The organism is Lysinibacillus sp. 10T31, assembly GCF_056394365.1.
This window is the reverse complement of the sequence record NZ_JBFTHS010000005.1, coordinates 98,125-114,587: the sequence shown is the minus strand read 5'-3', so window position 1 is coordinate 114,587 and position 16,463 is coordinate 98,125. Positions and strand designations below refer to the sequence as shown.

The 16,463-nt window shown below is 36.5% G+C and carries 11 protein-coding genes and 3 pseudogenes; 3 read left to right on the top strand and 11 right to left on the bottom strand.

Annotated features, from left to right (window positions below; all coding sequences use genetic code 11):
• The first annotated feature begins 17 nt into the window (after nt 1-17).
• Entirely contained in the window at nt 18-497 is a 480-nt protein-coding gene (locus tag AC1DCY_RS04680; protein WP_477347881.1) for a MarR family winged helix-turn-helix transcriptional regulator, read from the top strand.
• 161 nt (nt 498-658) lie between these two features.
• On the opposite strand, the gene AC1DCY_RS04675 is transcribed toward AC1DCY_RS04680, so the two are convergent.
• A complete protein-coding gene (locus AC1DCY_RS04675) occupies nt 659-1,603 on the bottom strand; it encodes an alpha/beta hydrolase fold domain-containing protein (RefSeq protein WP_477347879.1) in 945 nt (314 codons plus the stop codon).
• 126 nt (nt 1,604-1,729) lie between these two features.
• Between AC1DCY_RS04675 and AC1DCY_RS04670 the strand changes: the two are divergent.
• Nucleotides 1,730-2,136 (top strand): annotated as a pseudogene (locus AC1DCY_RS04670) (DUF3888 domain-containing protein).
• 413 nt (nt 2,137-2,549) lie between these two features.
• Here AC1DCY_RS04670 and AC1DCY_RS04665 read toward each other — a convergent pair.
• Both AC1DCY_RS04665 and AC1DCY_RS04660 read right to left on the bottom strand, forming a co-directional pair.
• Nucleotides 2,550-3,456, bottom strand: a pseudogene (locus AC1DCY_RS04665) (NAD(P)/FAD-dependent oxidoreductase).
• Nucleotides 3,457-4,005: 549 nt separating this feature from the next.
• On the bottom strand, nt 4,006-4,554 hold the full coding sequence (locus tag AC1DCY_RS04660) for a hypothetical protein (protein WP_477347877.1): 549 nt from the start codon (nt 4,552-4,554) through the stop codon (nt 4,006-4,008).
• A gap of 834 nt (nt 4,555-5,388) precedes the next feature.
• Between AC1DCY_RS04660 and AC1DCY_RS04655 the strand changes: the two are divergent.
• Nucleotides 5,389-6,315, top strand: a pseudogene (locus AC1DCY_RS04655) (MMPL family transporter); the annotation flags it as partial.
• Between the two features lie 111 nt (nt 6,316-6,426).
• Here the strand turns inward: AC1DCY_RS04655 and arcC are convergent.
• The 8 genes from arcC to AC1DCY_RS04615 all read right to left on the bottom strand — a co-directional run bounded on the left by arcC (nt 6,427) and on the right by AC1DCY_RS04615 (nt 16,275).
• Nucleotides 6,427-7,359 carry a carbamate kinase gene (arcC, locus tag AC1DCY_RS04650; protein ID WP_477347875.1) on the bottom strand — a complete coding sequence of 311 codons (933 nt, stop codon included), beginning with the start codon at nt 7,357-7,359 and terminating at the stop codon, nt 6,427-6,429.
• A gap of 5 nt (nt 7,360-7,364) precedes the next feature.
• Nucleotides 7,365-8,135, bottom strand: a complete 771-nt coding sequence (locus tag AC1DCY_RS04645; protein ID WP_477347873.1) for an oxamate carbamoyltransferase subunit AllH family protein — start codon at nt 8,133-8,135, stop codon at nt 7,365-7,367.
• The gene (locus AC1DCY_RS04640) at nt 8,132-9,397 is read right to left on the bottom strand and encodes a YlbE family protein (RefSeq protein WP_477347871.1); all 1,266 of its coding nucleotides are present in this window, start codon (nt 9,395-9,397) and stop codon (nt 8,132-8,134) included. The genes AC1DCY_RS04645 and AC1DCY_RS04640 overlap by 4 nt, the downstream gene beginning before the upstream one ends.
• Complete coding sequence (locus tag AC1DCY_RS04635) at nt 9,397-11,154, bottom strand: acyl-CoA synthetase FdrA (protein ID WP_477347869.1); 1,758 nt, start codon at nt 11,152-11,154, stop codon at nt 9,397-9,399. Before AC1DCY_RS04635 ends, AC1DCY_RS04640 begins: the two co-directional genes overlap by 1 nt.
• A 17-nt stretch (nt 11,155-11,171) precedes the next feature.
• Nucleotides 11,172-12,221 (bottom strand): ureidoglycolate dehydrogenase, encoded by a 1,050-nt coding sequence (gene allD, locus AC1DCY_RS04630; RefSeq protein ID WP_477347867.1) that lies wholly within the window; start codon nt 12,219-12,221, stop codon nt 11,172-11,174.
• A gap of 105 nt (nt 12,222-12,326) precedes the next feature.
• A complete protein-coding gene (allE, locus tag AC1DCY_RS04625) occupies nt 12,327-13,130 on the bottom strand; it encodes a (S)-ureidoglycine aminohydrolase (protein WP_477347865.1) in 804 nt (267 codons plus the stop codon).
• A 23-nt stretch (nt 13,131-13,153) separates the two neighbouring features.
• Nucleotides 13,154-14,383: an allantoate deiminase gene (allC, locus tag AC1DCY_RS04620; protein ID WP_477347863.1), complete on the bottom strand. Its 1,230-nt coding sequence runs from the start codon at nt 14,381-14,383 to the stop codon at nt 13,154-13,156.
• Nucleotides 14,384-14,652: 269 nt separating this feature from the next.
• Complete coding sequence (locus tag AC1DCY_RS04615; RefSeq protein ID WP_477347861.1) at nt 14,653-16,275, bottom strand: lactate permease LctP family transporter; 1,623 nt, start codon at nt 16,273-16,275, stop codon at nt 14,653-14,655.
• Nucleotides 16,276-16,463: the final 188 nt, after the last annotated feature.

Genomic DNA, 16,463 nt, shown 5'->3' with positions numbered 1-16,463 from the left:
TGGGGAGGAGATGCATTGTGGATAAAGAGAAGATTTTTTATGAGCTAATGGAAACGATTTACGAGACATCTAGACTGATTAGTTCATACGAAAATATTCCAAGAAAATATGGGACAGAAGATGAATTGTATATGATAGAAGTTCATACACTCAACTTAATTGGAGATCAAATAAAAACTACTACTTCTGAAATTGCAGAAATAAAAAATTGCACAAAAAGTGCTGTTTCTCAAATGGTTGATAAACTAATTAAAAAGGGATTAGTCATTAAATATAGAAATCTGGACAATTATCGAGAATTCCATATTGAATTAACACCAAAAGGCAAAATAGTTTATGAATATCATAAAAATCTAGATCTAGAGGAATATCGGGGTCATTTGAAAAACCTCGAGCAATTTACAGCCGAAGATTTTCAAAAGTATATTACAGTCTTAAACTTAATTAATCAAAGGACACAAAGCGTGCTTAATGACAAAAAATCAAAGTCGTATTAATTATCTTCACTACCCTATACTATGGAATAATATAGAAAAAAGGCGTGTCACAAAGTCTAAATTAAACTTTGTGACACGCCTTTATGGTCATAGCATTTTTTAGAATCTCTTCCTCTTGCTTTAAACGAAGGTCTTCCTCCTGGTGACCGCTTCATGTACAGTTAACTCTCCATTCCCTTCAACGAACAAATTATTTCAATAATTTTCTGTTGAGCATCTTCCGCTTCAGGAATTGGCATAACAACAAACACATGATTCATTTTAGGATAAACAAAGGTATTGATTTCAATTCCCTGTTCTGTTAGCTTTTCATCAAGTCTTATGGCATCTGGATATAAACATTCGTGTGTTCCAATAAATTGAGTTATCTTCCCAAGTCCTTTAAAATCACCGTAAATTGGACTAATTAATGCGTCTTTTAAATCTTTATCAGCTGCCCAAATCTTTGTTATGACTTCCATTCCTTCACGAGCTAACATCGGGTCCTTTTCTTCATATTCAGGTATATGAGGATTTTCAAAACTCATATCAACACATGCAGACAATAAAATAATATCTTTCGGTTGAGGTAAATGATTCATTTTTAAAAGATGAGCAAGGCCAAGAGCTATATTGCCGCCCGCAGAATCTCCCATGATAGTCAATTGATCGTAACTTTCAACAATTTCAAAAATTTCTTTATAAAGATTTAGGATTTTAGGATAAGTATCTTTATGGTTAAAATAAGGTACTTTAGGATAAATGGGAACAATTATTTTTGCATTCAAAGATTGCGCCATTTTATCCAAGAACCACCAATGAAAATTTAAAGGTTGATTCGTCCAAGCACCACCATGCAAATATAAAATAACTTTTTGTTTCAGTGACTTTTGATCATTTAATGTGAAAAGCTGTATGCCCTCAAATGCCCGCTCCTTAACATCACTTAAAAATTGAACCTCATCCCCAATAACATAAGGCTTACTATTTTCAGTTCCTCTTTCCTTCACATACTGTTTGGTGTTTTCAATACTAGTAAATCTCTCTTTATTACTTTGATAAGTTAACAATTTTTCAAATTGAACACTTTCTTCAGAACGTTCTCCGTTATAAATTTCTACACTCATTTTTCATTTTCTCTCCTTTAAACATTTTTATTGTTCATCTTGTTGTTTCATAACACGTTATGATTTGAAATAGCCATGTATCGCTTTATCAAAAGTCTTTAATCTTAAAGAGGTGTGTTTAGGAAAATGAAAAAGATATTACTCGTTTTTATACTCTCCTTTGCTCTAATTACATCATTTCAAACAAGAACCTTTTATTATCTGAACCCACTCAGGACTCTAATGAGCTTAGATTACAGGATATGCTAATGCTTACTCCTTAAATTGAAAATGATTTAACTAACTATTATTATCCGATGATTTTAAAAGATTTTTCACCTCATGTTACTCCGTGGAAAATTGAATTGATTGAAACAAAAAGAAATTATTTCCGAGGCTTTAAAATGCAAATTACATTTGAAATTGAACCTACAGATGACGGTCAGTATATTCCAGTAGGGAAGGATCGAATGACCTATGAAATATCTGCTGGACCTGAGGTTAAATTGATAAATCACACACACCTAAAAACGTATAAATATCCACCAGAATAATTTGTGGCTTTGGAATAAGTTTGATTAGAAAAACCTCACAAACTCATATTCCACGATAAATTAAAAGACCCCCTTCTGAAAAAAGTTCATCAAAAGAGAGTATTATTAAGTAAATTTAAGTTTGATTTCTATAAAAAAGTTTGGGTCATTTTCTATCTATGTTATTCAACAAACGTGCCCGATTGTGGAATAAGTCTATAAACTAAGCTGTGCCGTTAGTTGAATAACTTCAACAAAAAAACCTTTAATCCTTTTTAAACAACAAGAAAAAACGATTTTTAAAATCAAAATCCGTTCTTCGTAAATTCTTATACTAAATCTAAAACAATGTTTGGGTAACACATTGGCTCTGATGTGTTTAATGATATTGGCAAAGCTCCTATTTAGTTAAAGCAGAAGGTGTTATGACGTAATCAAAAGCGTTCCATCGTTAGATCAGTATTTACTGAAACCGCAGCTTTATTACCTTTAGCAGCTGAAATCATTAAAGAAGATGGTTTAGATCTTTCTGTTTCCCCTGCGATATATATATTTTTTTGGGTTGTTCTACCAACCACCATCTGTTATAACTTTTCCATTTTCATGAATTTCACAGCCAAGCTTCTCGACAAGCTGATTTGGGCGATAATAAGATGGGGCAACAAATCCACCCGATCTTATAATTGTTGCTCCTGTTTCAAACTCTATTTTTTGTAAGTAACCGTCATTACCTATTAAGTCTTTTATCTTTTCCGATATAACTTTGATATTGTGTTTTTGTAACTCTATTTTACCTTCTTTAGATAATTGAACTCCATTCGTTAAGACAACCAAATCCTGCGACCAATTATAAATTAACTTAGTCAAATGCAGTACATGCTCTTCTTTTTCTGCAATAACCACTAATGGCTTATCTTTTTGCTCCCAGCCATCACAATATGGACAACTAAATAGACTTTTCCCATAAAACTTTCTTATACTTGCTATAGTAAATATTTCTTGAATACCTGTGGCGAGTATTATTTTTTCTGAAACAAATTCCTCACTAGTAGATGTTTTGACAGTAAATCGCTCATTACCTATATCCTTTATGATTTCAGTAACTGTTGCAGTAAAATATGATACGGACGGGTAATTCTCCAACTCTTTTAACGCTATTTCTTTAAATGCTTGTGGTTTTATCCCATCTCGAGTAATAAATCCATGTGACGCTTGTGTCACTCTATTCCTATTCGTTCCATCGTCAAATAATGCTATGTTTCTCCTAGCCCTTCCTAAAGTTAAGCTAGCACTTAACCCAGAAGGACCTCCACCTATAATGATACAATCAAGGACATTCATTTTTTTACCTCCGTATTGATTTTGTTTTATTTTGAATTGTTATTTGCAAAAGAGAACTACATTATTTCCCCCATTATGGATTTCCATTCTTTACACACTAATATTAAATATGAAAAGAAGTGACGGTGTGTTTAGCGACAACAGGAAACATTCCTTTTATTTTTATTCCTAAATCTAAACATCAATAGTATAGTGAGACTACAAAAATCATTCATGAATAACAAGTTGTTAAATCAAAAGGATCAAATTATCGTTATTGATAAAATGACCCTATTTTATATCGAATTATTCAGTTTAATTCCAATTACAATGTGCGGAGTGGCAGAGTGTATGTGGCAACACATAGGTGCTAGAGGGTTATATAGGCTTAGTTCCTATTTTAGTGAAATCGAGTCTATTTTTCTTATACATATTCAACTTTAGCCTCCTCAACTGAAATACTCTATAGTTAAAGAAGGAATCAGACGCTTATTAAACAATCGCGCCCGTTAATTACCCAATATATAATACCAGGTCCGGTATCTCCTTATTCCAATTACACTGCTAATGTTAATTCTTTTCCTTATCAGTCCATAAAACTCTGTATAAAAATGCGAGCTCAGCTTCTGCAATGCCGGTAGGTAATTCGCCATTTTCGCTTCCTACAGAACGCAGCTCATTTTTTGTAGTGCCTAGCCATGCCGCTAAATAAACAGGTTTGTTTTTCTTTAAAGTAACCTTTTCGCTTACTAAATTACTGAAAGAAGAAGTCGTCATGTTATTTGAATAATTCGTTGTAGCAAGCCCAGAAGGTATGCCAGATATCAATTTTAAGGGACGAACTTCATCGTTAAAGTCACTTATTCCGAACGAAATGAGAATATCTTTATAATTTTTTTCGGGATCATCCCAGGTTTTTAGCAATTCTTCTTTAAACTTACCTTTTTCAAATACTTCCACTGAGATTTGCAAATCATCATCTTCAGCTAAAGTGCCATTTAGTTTAAAAAATTCAATATGCCCTACTCCCGATTTGCTAATAAGCAAACTTTCTTTTTCACTCATGTTATATGGTTCAATGGTTATTTTTGCATTTGAGGACGTATTATCTTTTTCCACACCCGCACACCCTGTTAACAATAAGATAAGAATTACAAACGAGCAGTAGCGTTTAAAGCCTTGCATTTTTACTCCTCCAATCAATTTGTCATGTATTATTTCATATTATTTACCTATGTTTAATGTATTACTTTATTATATTTTATTAAATGGTCCGATTATTGGACACAAGTTAAACAACACTCCTACTGACGACTTCCCTCTTTAGCTCGAATTCACCTCGATAGGAACACTCGTTCGAACCTCGTGGAATTAGCATTTTTTTAAAAAAAATTTTTAAAAAAGACAGCGAGCTTTAAGATTCATATTGAAAGTACAGTGGACACTCACCCCATCATCCCTAGCCTTCTATGAGATTTATGTTCCTCTGGCATGCGCTTTGCCTTCAGGCTCCTTCTGATTCCGCATCACCATAGACTTATTGCTATCTGCTAACCATTACTTCTATCTTCCCGCTTCTGAACCTTCCACCCTATAATTCCTACTTATGCCGAGTGTACAATGAAAAAGAGACGAACTTCTTCGCCTCTTTCCATCTTAATAAAAGCTAACTACCTATTTATATAAAGGTAGCCCTCGATTTGTTGTTTCAATGATACCCTAACGTCTTTTCTTGCGCTATAAACCAAACAGGAAGGTCGTTTTATTTAAAAGTATACGATTGAAACCCTTGTATCATCATACGGCTAACGGATTCGGTTAGTTCTTCTAAAGTGCATTCAAATTTTCCTGCGAACCAGTCCTGATATAAAGAAGCTAGTCCTCCTACAAAAAAGTGAACACGGTATAGTAACTCTTCACACGCTGCATTTGACTCAAATGAACCTTTATTGCTTAATATTTTCTCTAACGGATTTAGCTGATAAAATGAAAACCTTACAATCTGGGTTATCAGAAAGCACGAAAGGCTTAAACGAGGTTAGCACAGGTTTAACCAATGCCCAAAATTATTTGACGGGTCTTAGTGAATCAAAGGCCTCTGAGAAATTCTATATTCCACAGGATGTTTTAGAAAGTGATGAATTCCAAAAATCTTTGAATATGTATATGTCTGATAATAGAAAAATAGCTGAAATGAGCATTATATTAGATGTTAATCCTTATTCAAAAAAAGCAATGGCCATTGTAAAACAAGTAGAACAAGAGGTGCAAGCAATCATCAAAAGTGGTGAGCTAAATGCGAAGGTCGCAATCGGTGGGAGAACATCTCAGAATGTGGATCTTGAAGAGATTGCTAGTGAAGACTTCACTAAAACAGCAACGATTATGCTAATTGGGATTGGGATTATTCTAATCATTATTACTCGTTCAATATTGAAACCGATTTTTATTATAGCATCTCTAATATTGACCTACTTTACAGCACTTGGAATGAGTGAATTTTTAAGTACTAAACTATTACATGTAAATGAGCTTGGATGGAATGTACCATTCTTTAGTTTCATTATGATTATAGCGCTAGGCGTAGACTACAGTATCTTCTTAATGATGCGTTATAAAGAGATGGATGGTCATTCTACGCAAGCGTTTGTGGATGCTGCACGCAATATTGGTGGCGTTATTATATCTGCAGCTATCATTCTTGGCGGTACATTTGCGGCATTGATTCCATCAGGGATCATTACACTTATAGAAGTAGCAATGACTGTTATTCTCGGCCTTTTCTTACTTAGCTTTGTGATGTTACCGATTTTCATACCAGCATTATTGAGCGTTGTGGATCGTATTCGTCGATTAGGAATAAAACACGTGGATAAGTAAGATAAAACAAAGACTTGTAAATATTAGTTAAGCGCAAGAAATCAACGTTTCTAAAATTGATTTCTTGCGCTTTTTATATCATGCCTCTTTGTTATGTATCTAACAAGAGCCTTATTGTATTATACGTGTACCTGCTTTTCCTTCTAACGCAGCTACTGCTTGATCCAACGAACAAATAATTGCCTCTTTACCTAGCTTTGCAAATTCAATAGCTGCTTGCATTTTTGGTAGCATACTACCTGGTGGAAATTGTCCTTCTGCAACGTATTGTTCGGCTTCTTCTATTGTAATTCGGCTTAATTTTTGCTCATTTTCTTTCCCGAAATTGATATAGACATTTGGTACATCTGTTAGCATCATGAAAACTTCCGCATTTACTTGTTGTGCAAGCTTTAATCCTGAACGGTCTTTATCAATCACCGCTTCAATACCCTGTAATTGACCAGTATCTTCACGATATACAGGGATACCACCACCACCGGATGAAATAACAATCGTATCATCGATTAAACGTTTAATTTCCTCTATACCATGAATCACTTGTGGTTCTGGTGAAGGTACCACGCGTCTGTATCCACGTCCGGCATCTTCTAACATCGTATAGCCTTGTTTTTCTAAATGGTTCGCTTCTTCTTCCGAAAAAAATACACCGATTGGTTTAGTCGGATTTTTAAATGCTTGATCCTCTTTATCGACTTCAACCATTGTTAACAATGTAACCACATTTGAAGTAATGCCTCGTTCATTAATATGGTTTTTTAAAGCTGTTTCCATCATATAACCAATGAAACCTTGTGATTCTGCGTTACAAACATGGATTGGTAGTGGTTCGACTACATTTTTAGCAGCTTCATTTTGGGCAATGATATTTCCCACTTGCGGTCCATTGCCGTGTGTAATGACAATTTTATGCCCCGCTTCTTTCATTTCAATCATATGACGAGTTGCAGACACTACATTTTTGAATTGATTATCATAAGTTGCTTCTTGCTTTGGCTGTAAAATTGCATTACCGCCCAATGCAATAACTACGCTTTTCCCCATTTCTTTCACTCCTTAGTTAACGACATGTAAATGCCATATAACGTATCCATCCCAGATGAAGAGCCAACTTCTATAAGACTTTTCATGCTTTCTAAGGATGGATCATGCTGTAATGCTGTAATCTTCGAACTAAATACACCATCTAAAGCACATGTTAAAAAGCGCTTACTGACAATGGTCGTTAACGGTTCCTTGATTAAAGCTTTTAAAGTTTCAAGATGTTTATGTTCAATAAAATTATTTAGAAAATGCCCGTACAATATGCCGACCAGTATATCGTCACCCGTTGGTGTCAAACCTTGTCCCCGTCCAATAAAATGACGGAATGTCTTCTCAAGATTTTGGGTTGGATCATGTAATCTATTGATCAAGTCCAACAGACGTGCTCGTTCAAAATCTGTTGATTCATATGATATAAATGAAATGCATTTGAAATTTTCTGTTAATCTATTTATATTTGCATGATTAAAATCCATATATAACGGTAGTATTTTTACATTAAACACCATTTCAAAACTGTTATGAAATAGACGATTATTGTGAAATGTTAATGTATCGCCTACCCTAATATGGGTCTTTATCGTTTGTTTAGTTTGATGATCAAGCAAGATGCCAAACGGAAATGTCCCATTTTCATCGGTACCAGCAAATATCAATTCACCATTTCTATCAACCATATTTAAACCTTTTTCAAACATACTGTGCACGGTAAAGGTGTTTCCTTCATTTAATAATTCAAGTGCGATTGGACCAACCGCACTTGCTTGTAAAATCATCCTTTAAAACCTAGCTTTTCAGCATATGCCGTGATGGCCTTCTCAAAACATTCGATTGGCGGATGGACTGTACCAGCACCAATTTGACCATAACCCGCAATTTTATGGGCAATCCCTGTATTGATGACTGGTGTAATTCCTGTTTCAACAACTTTCCGTGCATCGATGCCTAAACATGCGCCTTTGAAGTCCCAAGTTGGAATGACATAGTTCGGGTTTTCGCCGATACAAATTTCAGTCATTTGATTACTTATTTCAAGCGCATCATTAAATCCTCCTGTACCAACGAAGCGGGTAACTGCAGGTGCTGCAATCATCGCCATACCGCCAACACCGATTGTTTCTGTAATGGCTGAATCGCCAATATCTGTGTTAGCATCTTCTGCAGAATAACCAGTAAAGTATAATCCTTGCGGCGTATTAACAGGAGCCGTAAACCATTCGTCTCCCATCCCCGCAATACGGATACCAAAGTTTTCACCGTTTCGGCACATGGCAGTAACAACTGTACCGTGTTCAATCGTACGGGCTGCATCCATAATCGCTTTACCAGTCGCCATTGCAATATTTAAGAAAAATTGGTCCGTATCAGCTAAAAATTGGATTACTTCTGTACATTGTTCCTTGTCAACGTCTTCTAATGATGAAATGACTGGAGATAGTTCTTTTAAAAATGCCAGTGACGCTGCAATATTACGCTGGTGGAATTCATCACCCATTGCAATAGCTTTAGCAATCAATACGTTGACGTTCAAGCCTTCATCAAATGTTTTTAATGTTTTACTTAATACGGGACCTAATACATCTTTCATCCAGTGTAAACGGTCGATTACTTGCTCATTGTAGGCGCCAAAGCGTAATACTGCTCCAATCCCTTCGTTCATTTGACAGTACGCTTCGTTCCCACTTTCTTTGTTAACAACGACAAGTACTGGCATGTTAGGTGAAGTGATACCACCCATTGGTCCAACAGCATTCACATGATGACATGGAATGAATGTGATCTTATCGTTTTCCAGTAATTCACGTGCGGCATTTTCGTTATCTGCCCATCCTTCAAACAGGATTGCTCCAACACATGAACCTTGCATAGGATTTGTCATATTTTCGTATTTAATTGGAGGTCCGGCGTGTAATAACACGTAATCTTCTAATTCAGGAATCACAGACTTGGCAGGTACAACATCCGTTAAAAATGGTGCTGCTGCTATCATTTTCTGGATAACGGCTTCGTTCGCTTTATTTATTGTTCTGTAACCCATTAGATTGTACCTCCTTCATAATAGTTTAAGAATTGAAGTACTTTCATTAACTTCTCATCGCCACCAGCAATCGGACGCCAGTTAAATTGAACACACTCTGTGCCACTTTTTTGAACAGCCTCAGAAAAACTTTTCAGCCCAATATTGATAACACTTGGTTTCATATTAATTAAGGACATGATTTTCTCATCTACTGCTAAGTTTTCTTCTGTATATTCAAATTTCCGTACAACAACAATTGGTTGTTCCACTTTACCGCCTACAAGTTTGATAGCTGTGCGAACCATTTGATCGTTTGTCTGACAAATAATTGCGCCACTCTCTTGTAAGATGTCAATTTGTTTGTCGTAGCCTTGGATGTCCCGTGCTGTACCTACAACAGTTACAAGCACTGCAAGTTGACGACCATTTTGACGTGCATTGTCCAATAGACGTTTGATTGTTGGGGCTAACGCGCTGGCCATGTCTTCATGACCACCGTTGCCAATGACATTATCAATCATAATTACTGCTGTTTCTTGATCGTGCACAGATTTTTCAAGCATTGCGATACGATTTTCAGGATCAATCATCGGGTGTGGTTTACCTTTTGTATAAACATCATCACCTAAGTCAATGATTTCATGATTTTTTGTTTTTAAAATATATCCATCTTTCTTTTCTTCCGTTATTGTATCTTTGAAAGCGTCTCTCACTAGCATAGCTGCTTCAGATGCTAATGTACCGCCTGAGTAATAACCTTTAATACCAACTTGAGAGTCTTTTAATTGCACGTTTACATTCTCAACTGTTGTCGGTTTGAAATTTGGTTTGTCCCCATTTGATAATTGGACAGCTACAACCGCTGCCTCTTCAAGTGTATACGCATGATAGATGTTCGCTTCTTGATAGGAAGGTTTGTCACCTAAAAATAAGGTTACAACTGGTTTATCAATATTTCTTAATACATTTAATACTTTGCGCTGTACTTCCTCTGCAGGTGGTTTGGAGATCACAGTAATTACTTTTACTTTCGGATCTTGGTTTAACGCTTTGATAGTATCTAACATTGTGATGGCGCCGACTTCTGTCGATAAATCACGTCCACCTGTACCAATAGCGTTCGTTACACCTTTACCAAAGCGGTCAATGATTGTTGTCACTTCTTGAATACCTGTGCCTGAAGCACCAACAATGCCAATATCACCTTCGTTGACGATATTTGTAAATGCTAATGGAACCCCGTGTATAAGTGCCGTACCACAGTCTGGTCCCATTACTAATAATCCTTTTTCATGCGCTGTTTGTTTTAATCTCACTTCGTCTTCTTTAGCAACATTGTCGCTGAACATGAATACGTGCAAGCCCTCGTTCAATGCATTTTCCGCTTCCATTGCTGCATATTGACCAGGAATTGAAATTAACGCTAAGTTCGGATTGTTCGCAAGCTCCAATGCACGTTTCCAATTATGTGCTTCTTGGCCTTTAGACGCGTCTTGAGAATCAGACTCACCTTTTAATGCGATCTCTACCTCTTCTTTCACTTCGTCTACTTTTTCTTCCTGATCTGTATCTACAACGATAACGATATCATTTGGCTTGGCTTTTTCTAATTCATCCGTGCCTAAGCCAGACGATTTAAAAATGTCTTTGTTTGCCGGTGTTCCCATCATGATTGATACTTTGTTCACACCATCAATTGCAGATAACTTGTTTGATAAAAGCATTAACACGATGGAGTCCTTATAAGTGTTTTCTTTTATAATTGTATATAACATGATGTTCCTCCATTTTATTATTCTGCAAATCTATTTTTTCCGTGATAACGATCGAAATGTACATCGTCTGACACAAGATAGTTGTAAATGTCGTCTACGATTTCAATACCTTCCGTATCATATTCCTCACTTCTTAACTTACCGCGTTCACCTGGATAATAAATTTCTCCATAGCCCTCTGCCGCTTTCTGCACTTTTAATTCATCGAGCATCGTTGAAATTTGTCGTTTGAAAGCATCTAAATCTGTGAAATACGCAGGATTAATCACGATATGAAGTTGACCTAAATCGCGTCCTTTTGTTAAGTCTTGATACATGGAAGAAACATGTACACCATGAGGGACCCCAAGAAGACTTCCAGATAAAATATCCACCATCATCATCAAGCCATAGCCTTTTGGACCCGAGATTGGCAGGAGTGCATGAACATCTCTTGCATTCGTAGTTGGTGCACCCGTTGCATCAACCGCCCATGTATCTGGAATAGATTCGTTTTTACTTCTAGCATCTAGTATTTTGCCCCATGCTTGGACAGTTGTCGCCATATCAAATGTGATGATGCGGTCATCAGCAGATGGTGCACTAAATGCAATTGGATTTGTACCAAAATAAGGTTCAGTTCCTCCGAATGGCACGGCCATCGGATCTGATTGACACATACTTAAAGCAACCATATCTTGTTCTGCTGCCATTTCAACAAAGTAACCTAATGCACCACTATGCGAGATGTGCTTCATACCAACAACAGCAACACCCGATTTTTTGGCCATGTCAATCGCTTTTTCCATTGCTTGTTTTGCGATTTGGTGACCTGGACCATTATCCCCATCAAAAACAGCAGATGCTGGTCCTGTTTGTTCAAATGTGTAATTTGGATTTGCTGTAATACCACCTTTTGCAATTCGTTCAGAATAGTATTCAACACGGACAGCACCATGGGAGTGAATGCCTCTATGATCGGCGTATGTTAATACATCTGAAACATCATGTGCCGCTCCTTCATTTAATCCCGCTTTCATAAACTTTTGTTTCATTAAATTAAATAGTTCTTCCTTCGATACACGCATGTTTGTCAGCTCCTTCTCTTACATGAATAAAATATTTCGTCAGATTCTATAATCTAAAATTTAATGTTGAATTTCCTTTGTAACGGAGAATAAATGTGCTCCGCTTTATAAATCAATGTCTCTGTTCGCATCTTTTGAATAAATATATGAGAATGGTTCATCTAAACCAACTGCATAGGTAGCTTGTGGCACATACGCGCCCATAAAGATATAGTCTCCTTTATCAACTGGCATCCATTCGTTGTCTAAGTTATACATACCGCGTCCACTTAATACGTAAGCACCGTGTTCTTGAACATGTGTTTCAATATAACCGTGGGAAGCACCTGGTTTAAATGAAAGAATATGAATGTTCATGTCATAGCCGATTTCTTTTGGTAATAAGTCTTGGATTAATACTTCTTGCATCCCTTCATAGGCTTCTTGTTTAATGTTGTTCACATTACCTGAAATAACTTCTGGTGTATGCCCTTTTAATGGGTGCCCTTTAAGTGGCTGATAACGTTTTTTATATAGGAATAAGCGGCTATCTTCACCGTTATTATTATTTTCAAACGTCAACTGTAAATGTGGAGGTACATATAAGTACCCACCTTCCGTTAGTTCGTATTTTTTACCATCCGCATAAGCGTTGATATTGCCATAGACAACGTATACAAATGATTGAATACCATCACCAGCGAAACCAGTTGTGTTTCCGCCTTGGTTTTTTACTGTTATTAAGTAATCTACAAATCTTGCACCTAAACGTGGAGATCCTAAGATTGTTACGTCACAATCTTTAAAGCCAGGTACAACATTGTTGACTAAGCCGTCTGGTGTAATTAACGCGTAATTATCTTTTTTAATCACTGAACGTGTTTCTAATAAACCTTCTCTATATCCTTGATTTAGATTTATGTAACCCATAATTTCTGACTCCTTCACATTATTTATTCTTTATACGCTAGTTCAAACAATACATCTATCAATACTTCAATCCCCTTAACGAGGTCAGCTATCTTCGTTTCTTCATTTATATTGTGGCTAATTCCATCTATAGAAGGTACAAACAACATGGCTGTTGGAACATATTGTGCAAATATTTGTGAGTCATGTCCTGCACCAGATGGCATCACTTTATATTGATCACCTACATTATCCTTGGCTGCTTGTTCAATTATTTGAACGATTTTTTCATCCATCAATGTTGGTGTCTCATCCATCCACAAATGAATGTCATAAGTCATGTTATTTGCGGTAGCTACTGCTTTAATTTTGTCTTCGATTTCTGACGCAAAATCATTTAATAGTTGTTGATCAATATGACGACAGTCTACTGAGAATGAAATCTCTCCAGGAACTACATTTACTGTGTTTGGAACAGGTACGACATGGCCGAACGTTAAGACAAGTGGCTCTCCAACTTCTCTTGCACGTTTCGTTAAATCTGTGACAATTTCGCTATAGGCAACAACTGTATCGCGACGTAATGACATTGGCGTTGTGCCAGCATGATTCGCTTCGCCTTTTAAGTTGATTGTGTACCGTTTCTGGCCGACAATTCCCTTGACCACACCGATTGTTTTATTTTCTGTCTCTAATACTTTCCCTTGTTCAATATGCAATTCAACAAATGCCTTGATGTCATTACGAACGTCAGTAGTTTTTCGGTAATCAAAGCCTGATTCGCGCATCGCATCTTCGAACTTAATACCTTCAGCATCTTCAATTGTGTCGACATCCGATTTTTTAGCTAAGTTAAAGAAGTTTTTGCTACCCCAAAATGTGTAAGGGAATCGACTACCTTCTTCTTCTGCAAGCGATAATACTTCTAATGATCGGAGTGGTTGACCATATTTTTCTTTCAAATATTTAACAGCCACAAGTGCAGATAAGATACCGAATTGCCCATCAAGATGACCACCTTCAACAACTGTATCAATATGTGAACCCGTTAAAATCGTTTCTCCCGGATATTTACTTCCCACAAGTCGACCAGATAAGTTACCGATATCGTCGAAACGTGCTTCAAAGCCTTCTTCTTTAAATGTTTTTTCCAGCTCACGAACGGCAGTATTCCATTCTTGAGAATATAGCAGACGTGTAATTCCACCTTGTTGTAAACCACCAAAACTGGTGAATTTCTTATCTAACAATTCAAAAGTCGATTGAATATCCATTACTCTTTCACTCCTTCCTCTTAATTCACTTTTATTATAGGTCCTTCCTCACAACCATTCATTGACAGAACGAACAATAATGGATGGACTTTTTATGCATTATCAACAAATTATATTTTTATATGGAGCAATTGAATTTTTCCAGATAATACGAAGGCATGCGAGCAGATTAAAGTTGCTTGTATCATATCCTGACAACAAACAAAAACCACATAGTAAATCAATGAGAAAACTCAGATTTACCATGCGGTTTATTCATTTTCAAATCATTATAGGAAAAATGATAAGCAAAGTGTCATGATACATACGAGAAGAAGTAACCCTAAGCTATATCGTAATGTATATTGAAAGATTTTTGATTCATTCCCGGTCTGATTAACGGCTGCTGCTGCAATAGCAATAGACTGTGGTGAAATCAATTTTGCTACGCTTCCTCCAGCTGTATTGGCTGCCATCAGCAATCCTGGCGAAATCCCGATTTGCGTTCCAGTTACTACCTGCAAGCTACCAAATAGAGCGTTATTATTAACAACAGATCCCGTAAGAAAGACACCAATCCAACCTAATACTGGGCTCACAAATGGAAAGAAGTCACCCGTTTTTGCCAGCGCCAGTCCTAAAGATGTACTAAGTCCAGAAAAATCAGATAGATTTGCGAAAGCCATGACAAGAACGATCGTAAAAATCGGTAACCACAGTTCTTTAATGGTGTCACCTAGTAAATTTACGGTTTGTTTTATATTTAACGCAGGAAATAGCACACTGGTTAAAATGATTGACAATAAAATCGCCGTTCCTGTTGCAGAAACAAAGTTAAGTTGTAAGATGGCTGGCATAGAATTTGCTTCTGTTACGATCGGTGGTGTACGAATGATTTCATCATGTAGTCCAGGAATTTTCAAAGCTATAGTTGTAAAATCCAGTGCACCACCATCTGCGAATAAATTTTTAAATGCAGGGAAGCTCCAAACAGCTATGACACCGGTAAGTAAATAAAATGGTGACCACGCTACCAAAATCTCTTTCATAGTATATTTTTTTAAAGTACCTGTTACTTCTACCCCAGGTTCATGATAAATCGTTTTAGGTTGCCATTTTCTTAAAAATGCGGCTAACACCACCATACTAATTAAAGATGGAATAATGTTCGCAAGCTCAGGCCCTATAGTAGCAATCGTTAGTAGTTGCAGCACTGAAAATACACTACTGACAAGAAAAATAGCTGGGAATATTTCTTTTATTCCTTTGAGGCCATTTAAAATAAAGATGAGGAGGAATGGTACAAGAAATGAAATCAACGGTAAAATCAATGCCGTCATTCTTGAAAGCTCTAATGTTTCCATACCTCCAACTTCGGCACCTGTAATAACCGGAATTCCAACTGTACCGAATGCACCTGTAGAGGCATTGGCGATGAGGCAAAGTCCAGCTGCTTTTATTGGATGAAAACCAAGAGTCACCAGTAATGCTGCACAAATAGCGATGGGAACACCTAATCCTGCCGCTCCTTCCAAGAAGGCATTAAAACAAAAGCCAATGAGCAATAATTGAAGTCTTTGGTCCTCTGTAATATTCGCTATACTACCACGTACAATTTCAAATTTACCGGTTTGTACAGAAATCTTATACAACCATACAGCCATAATGACGATATAACCGATTGGCCAAAGTGCTTTGCCTGTTCCGAGGAGAATTGCCCCGAAGGCTTTAGCGATCGGCATGTCGAAGACTCCGACTGTAATGATAATAGTTGCACCTAAAGTTAATACGGCTGCATAAACCCCTTTTAATTTAAAGATTGTTAAGCTTAGTAGAAATAGAAGAATAGGAAGAAAGGCTATTATTCCGCTTACTATTTCGTTTCCAAGTGGATTATATTGTTGATACCACATCGTTGTCACTTCTTTCTAAAGTAGTTAATTTCAAAAATAATTTAGATATTCCTCAGCTGATATGTACATATCTACTAGATTTGTAGCATTATCCTTCAACAGCTATTATTATGAGCTGCTCTATTTACTTGTACGAAGTCGTAATTGTAAATAAATGAATTTTGGCATGCTCCCTCGCTGTCACGCTC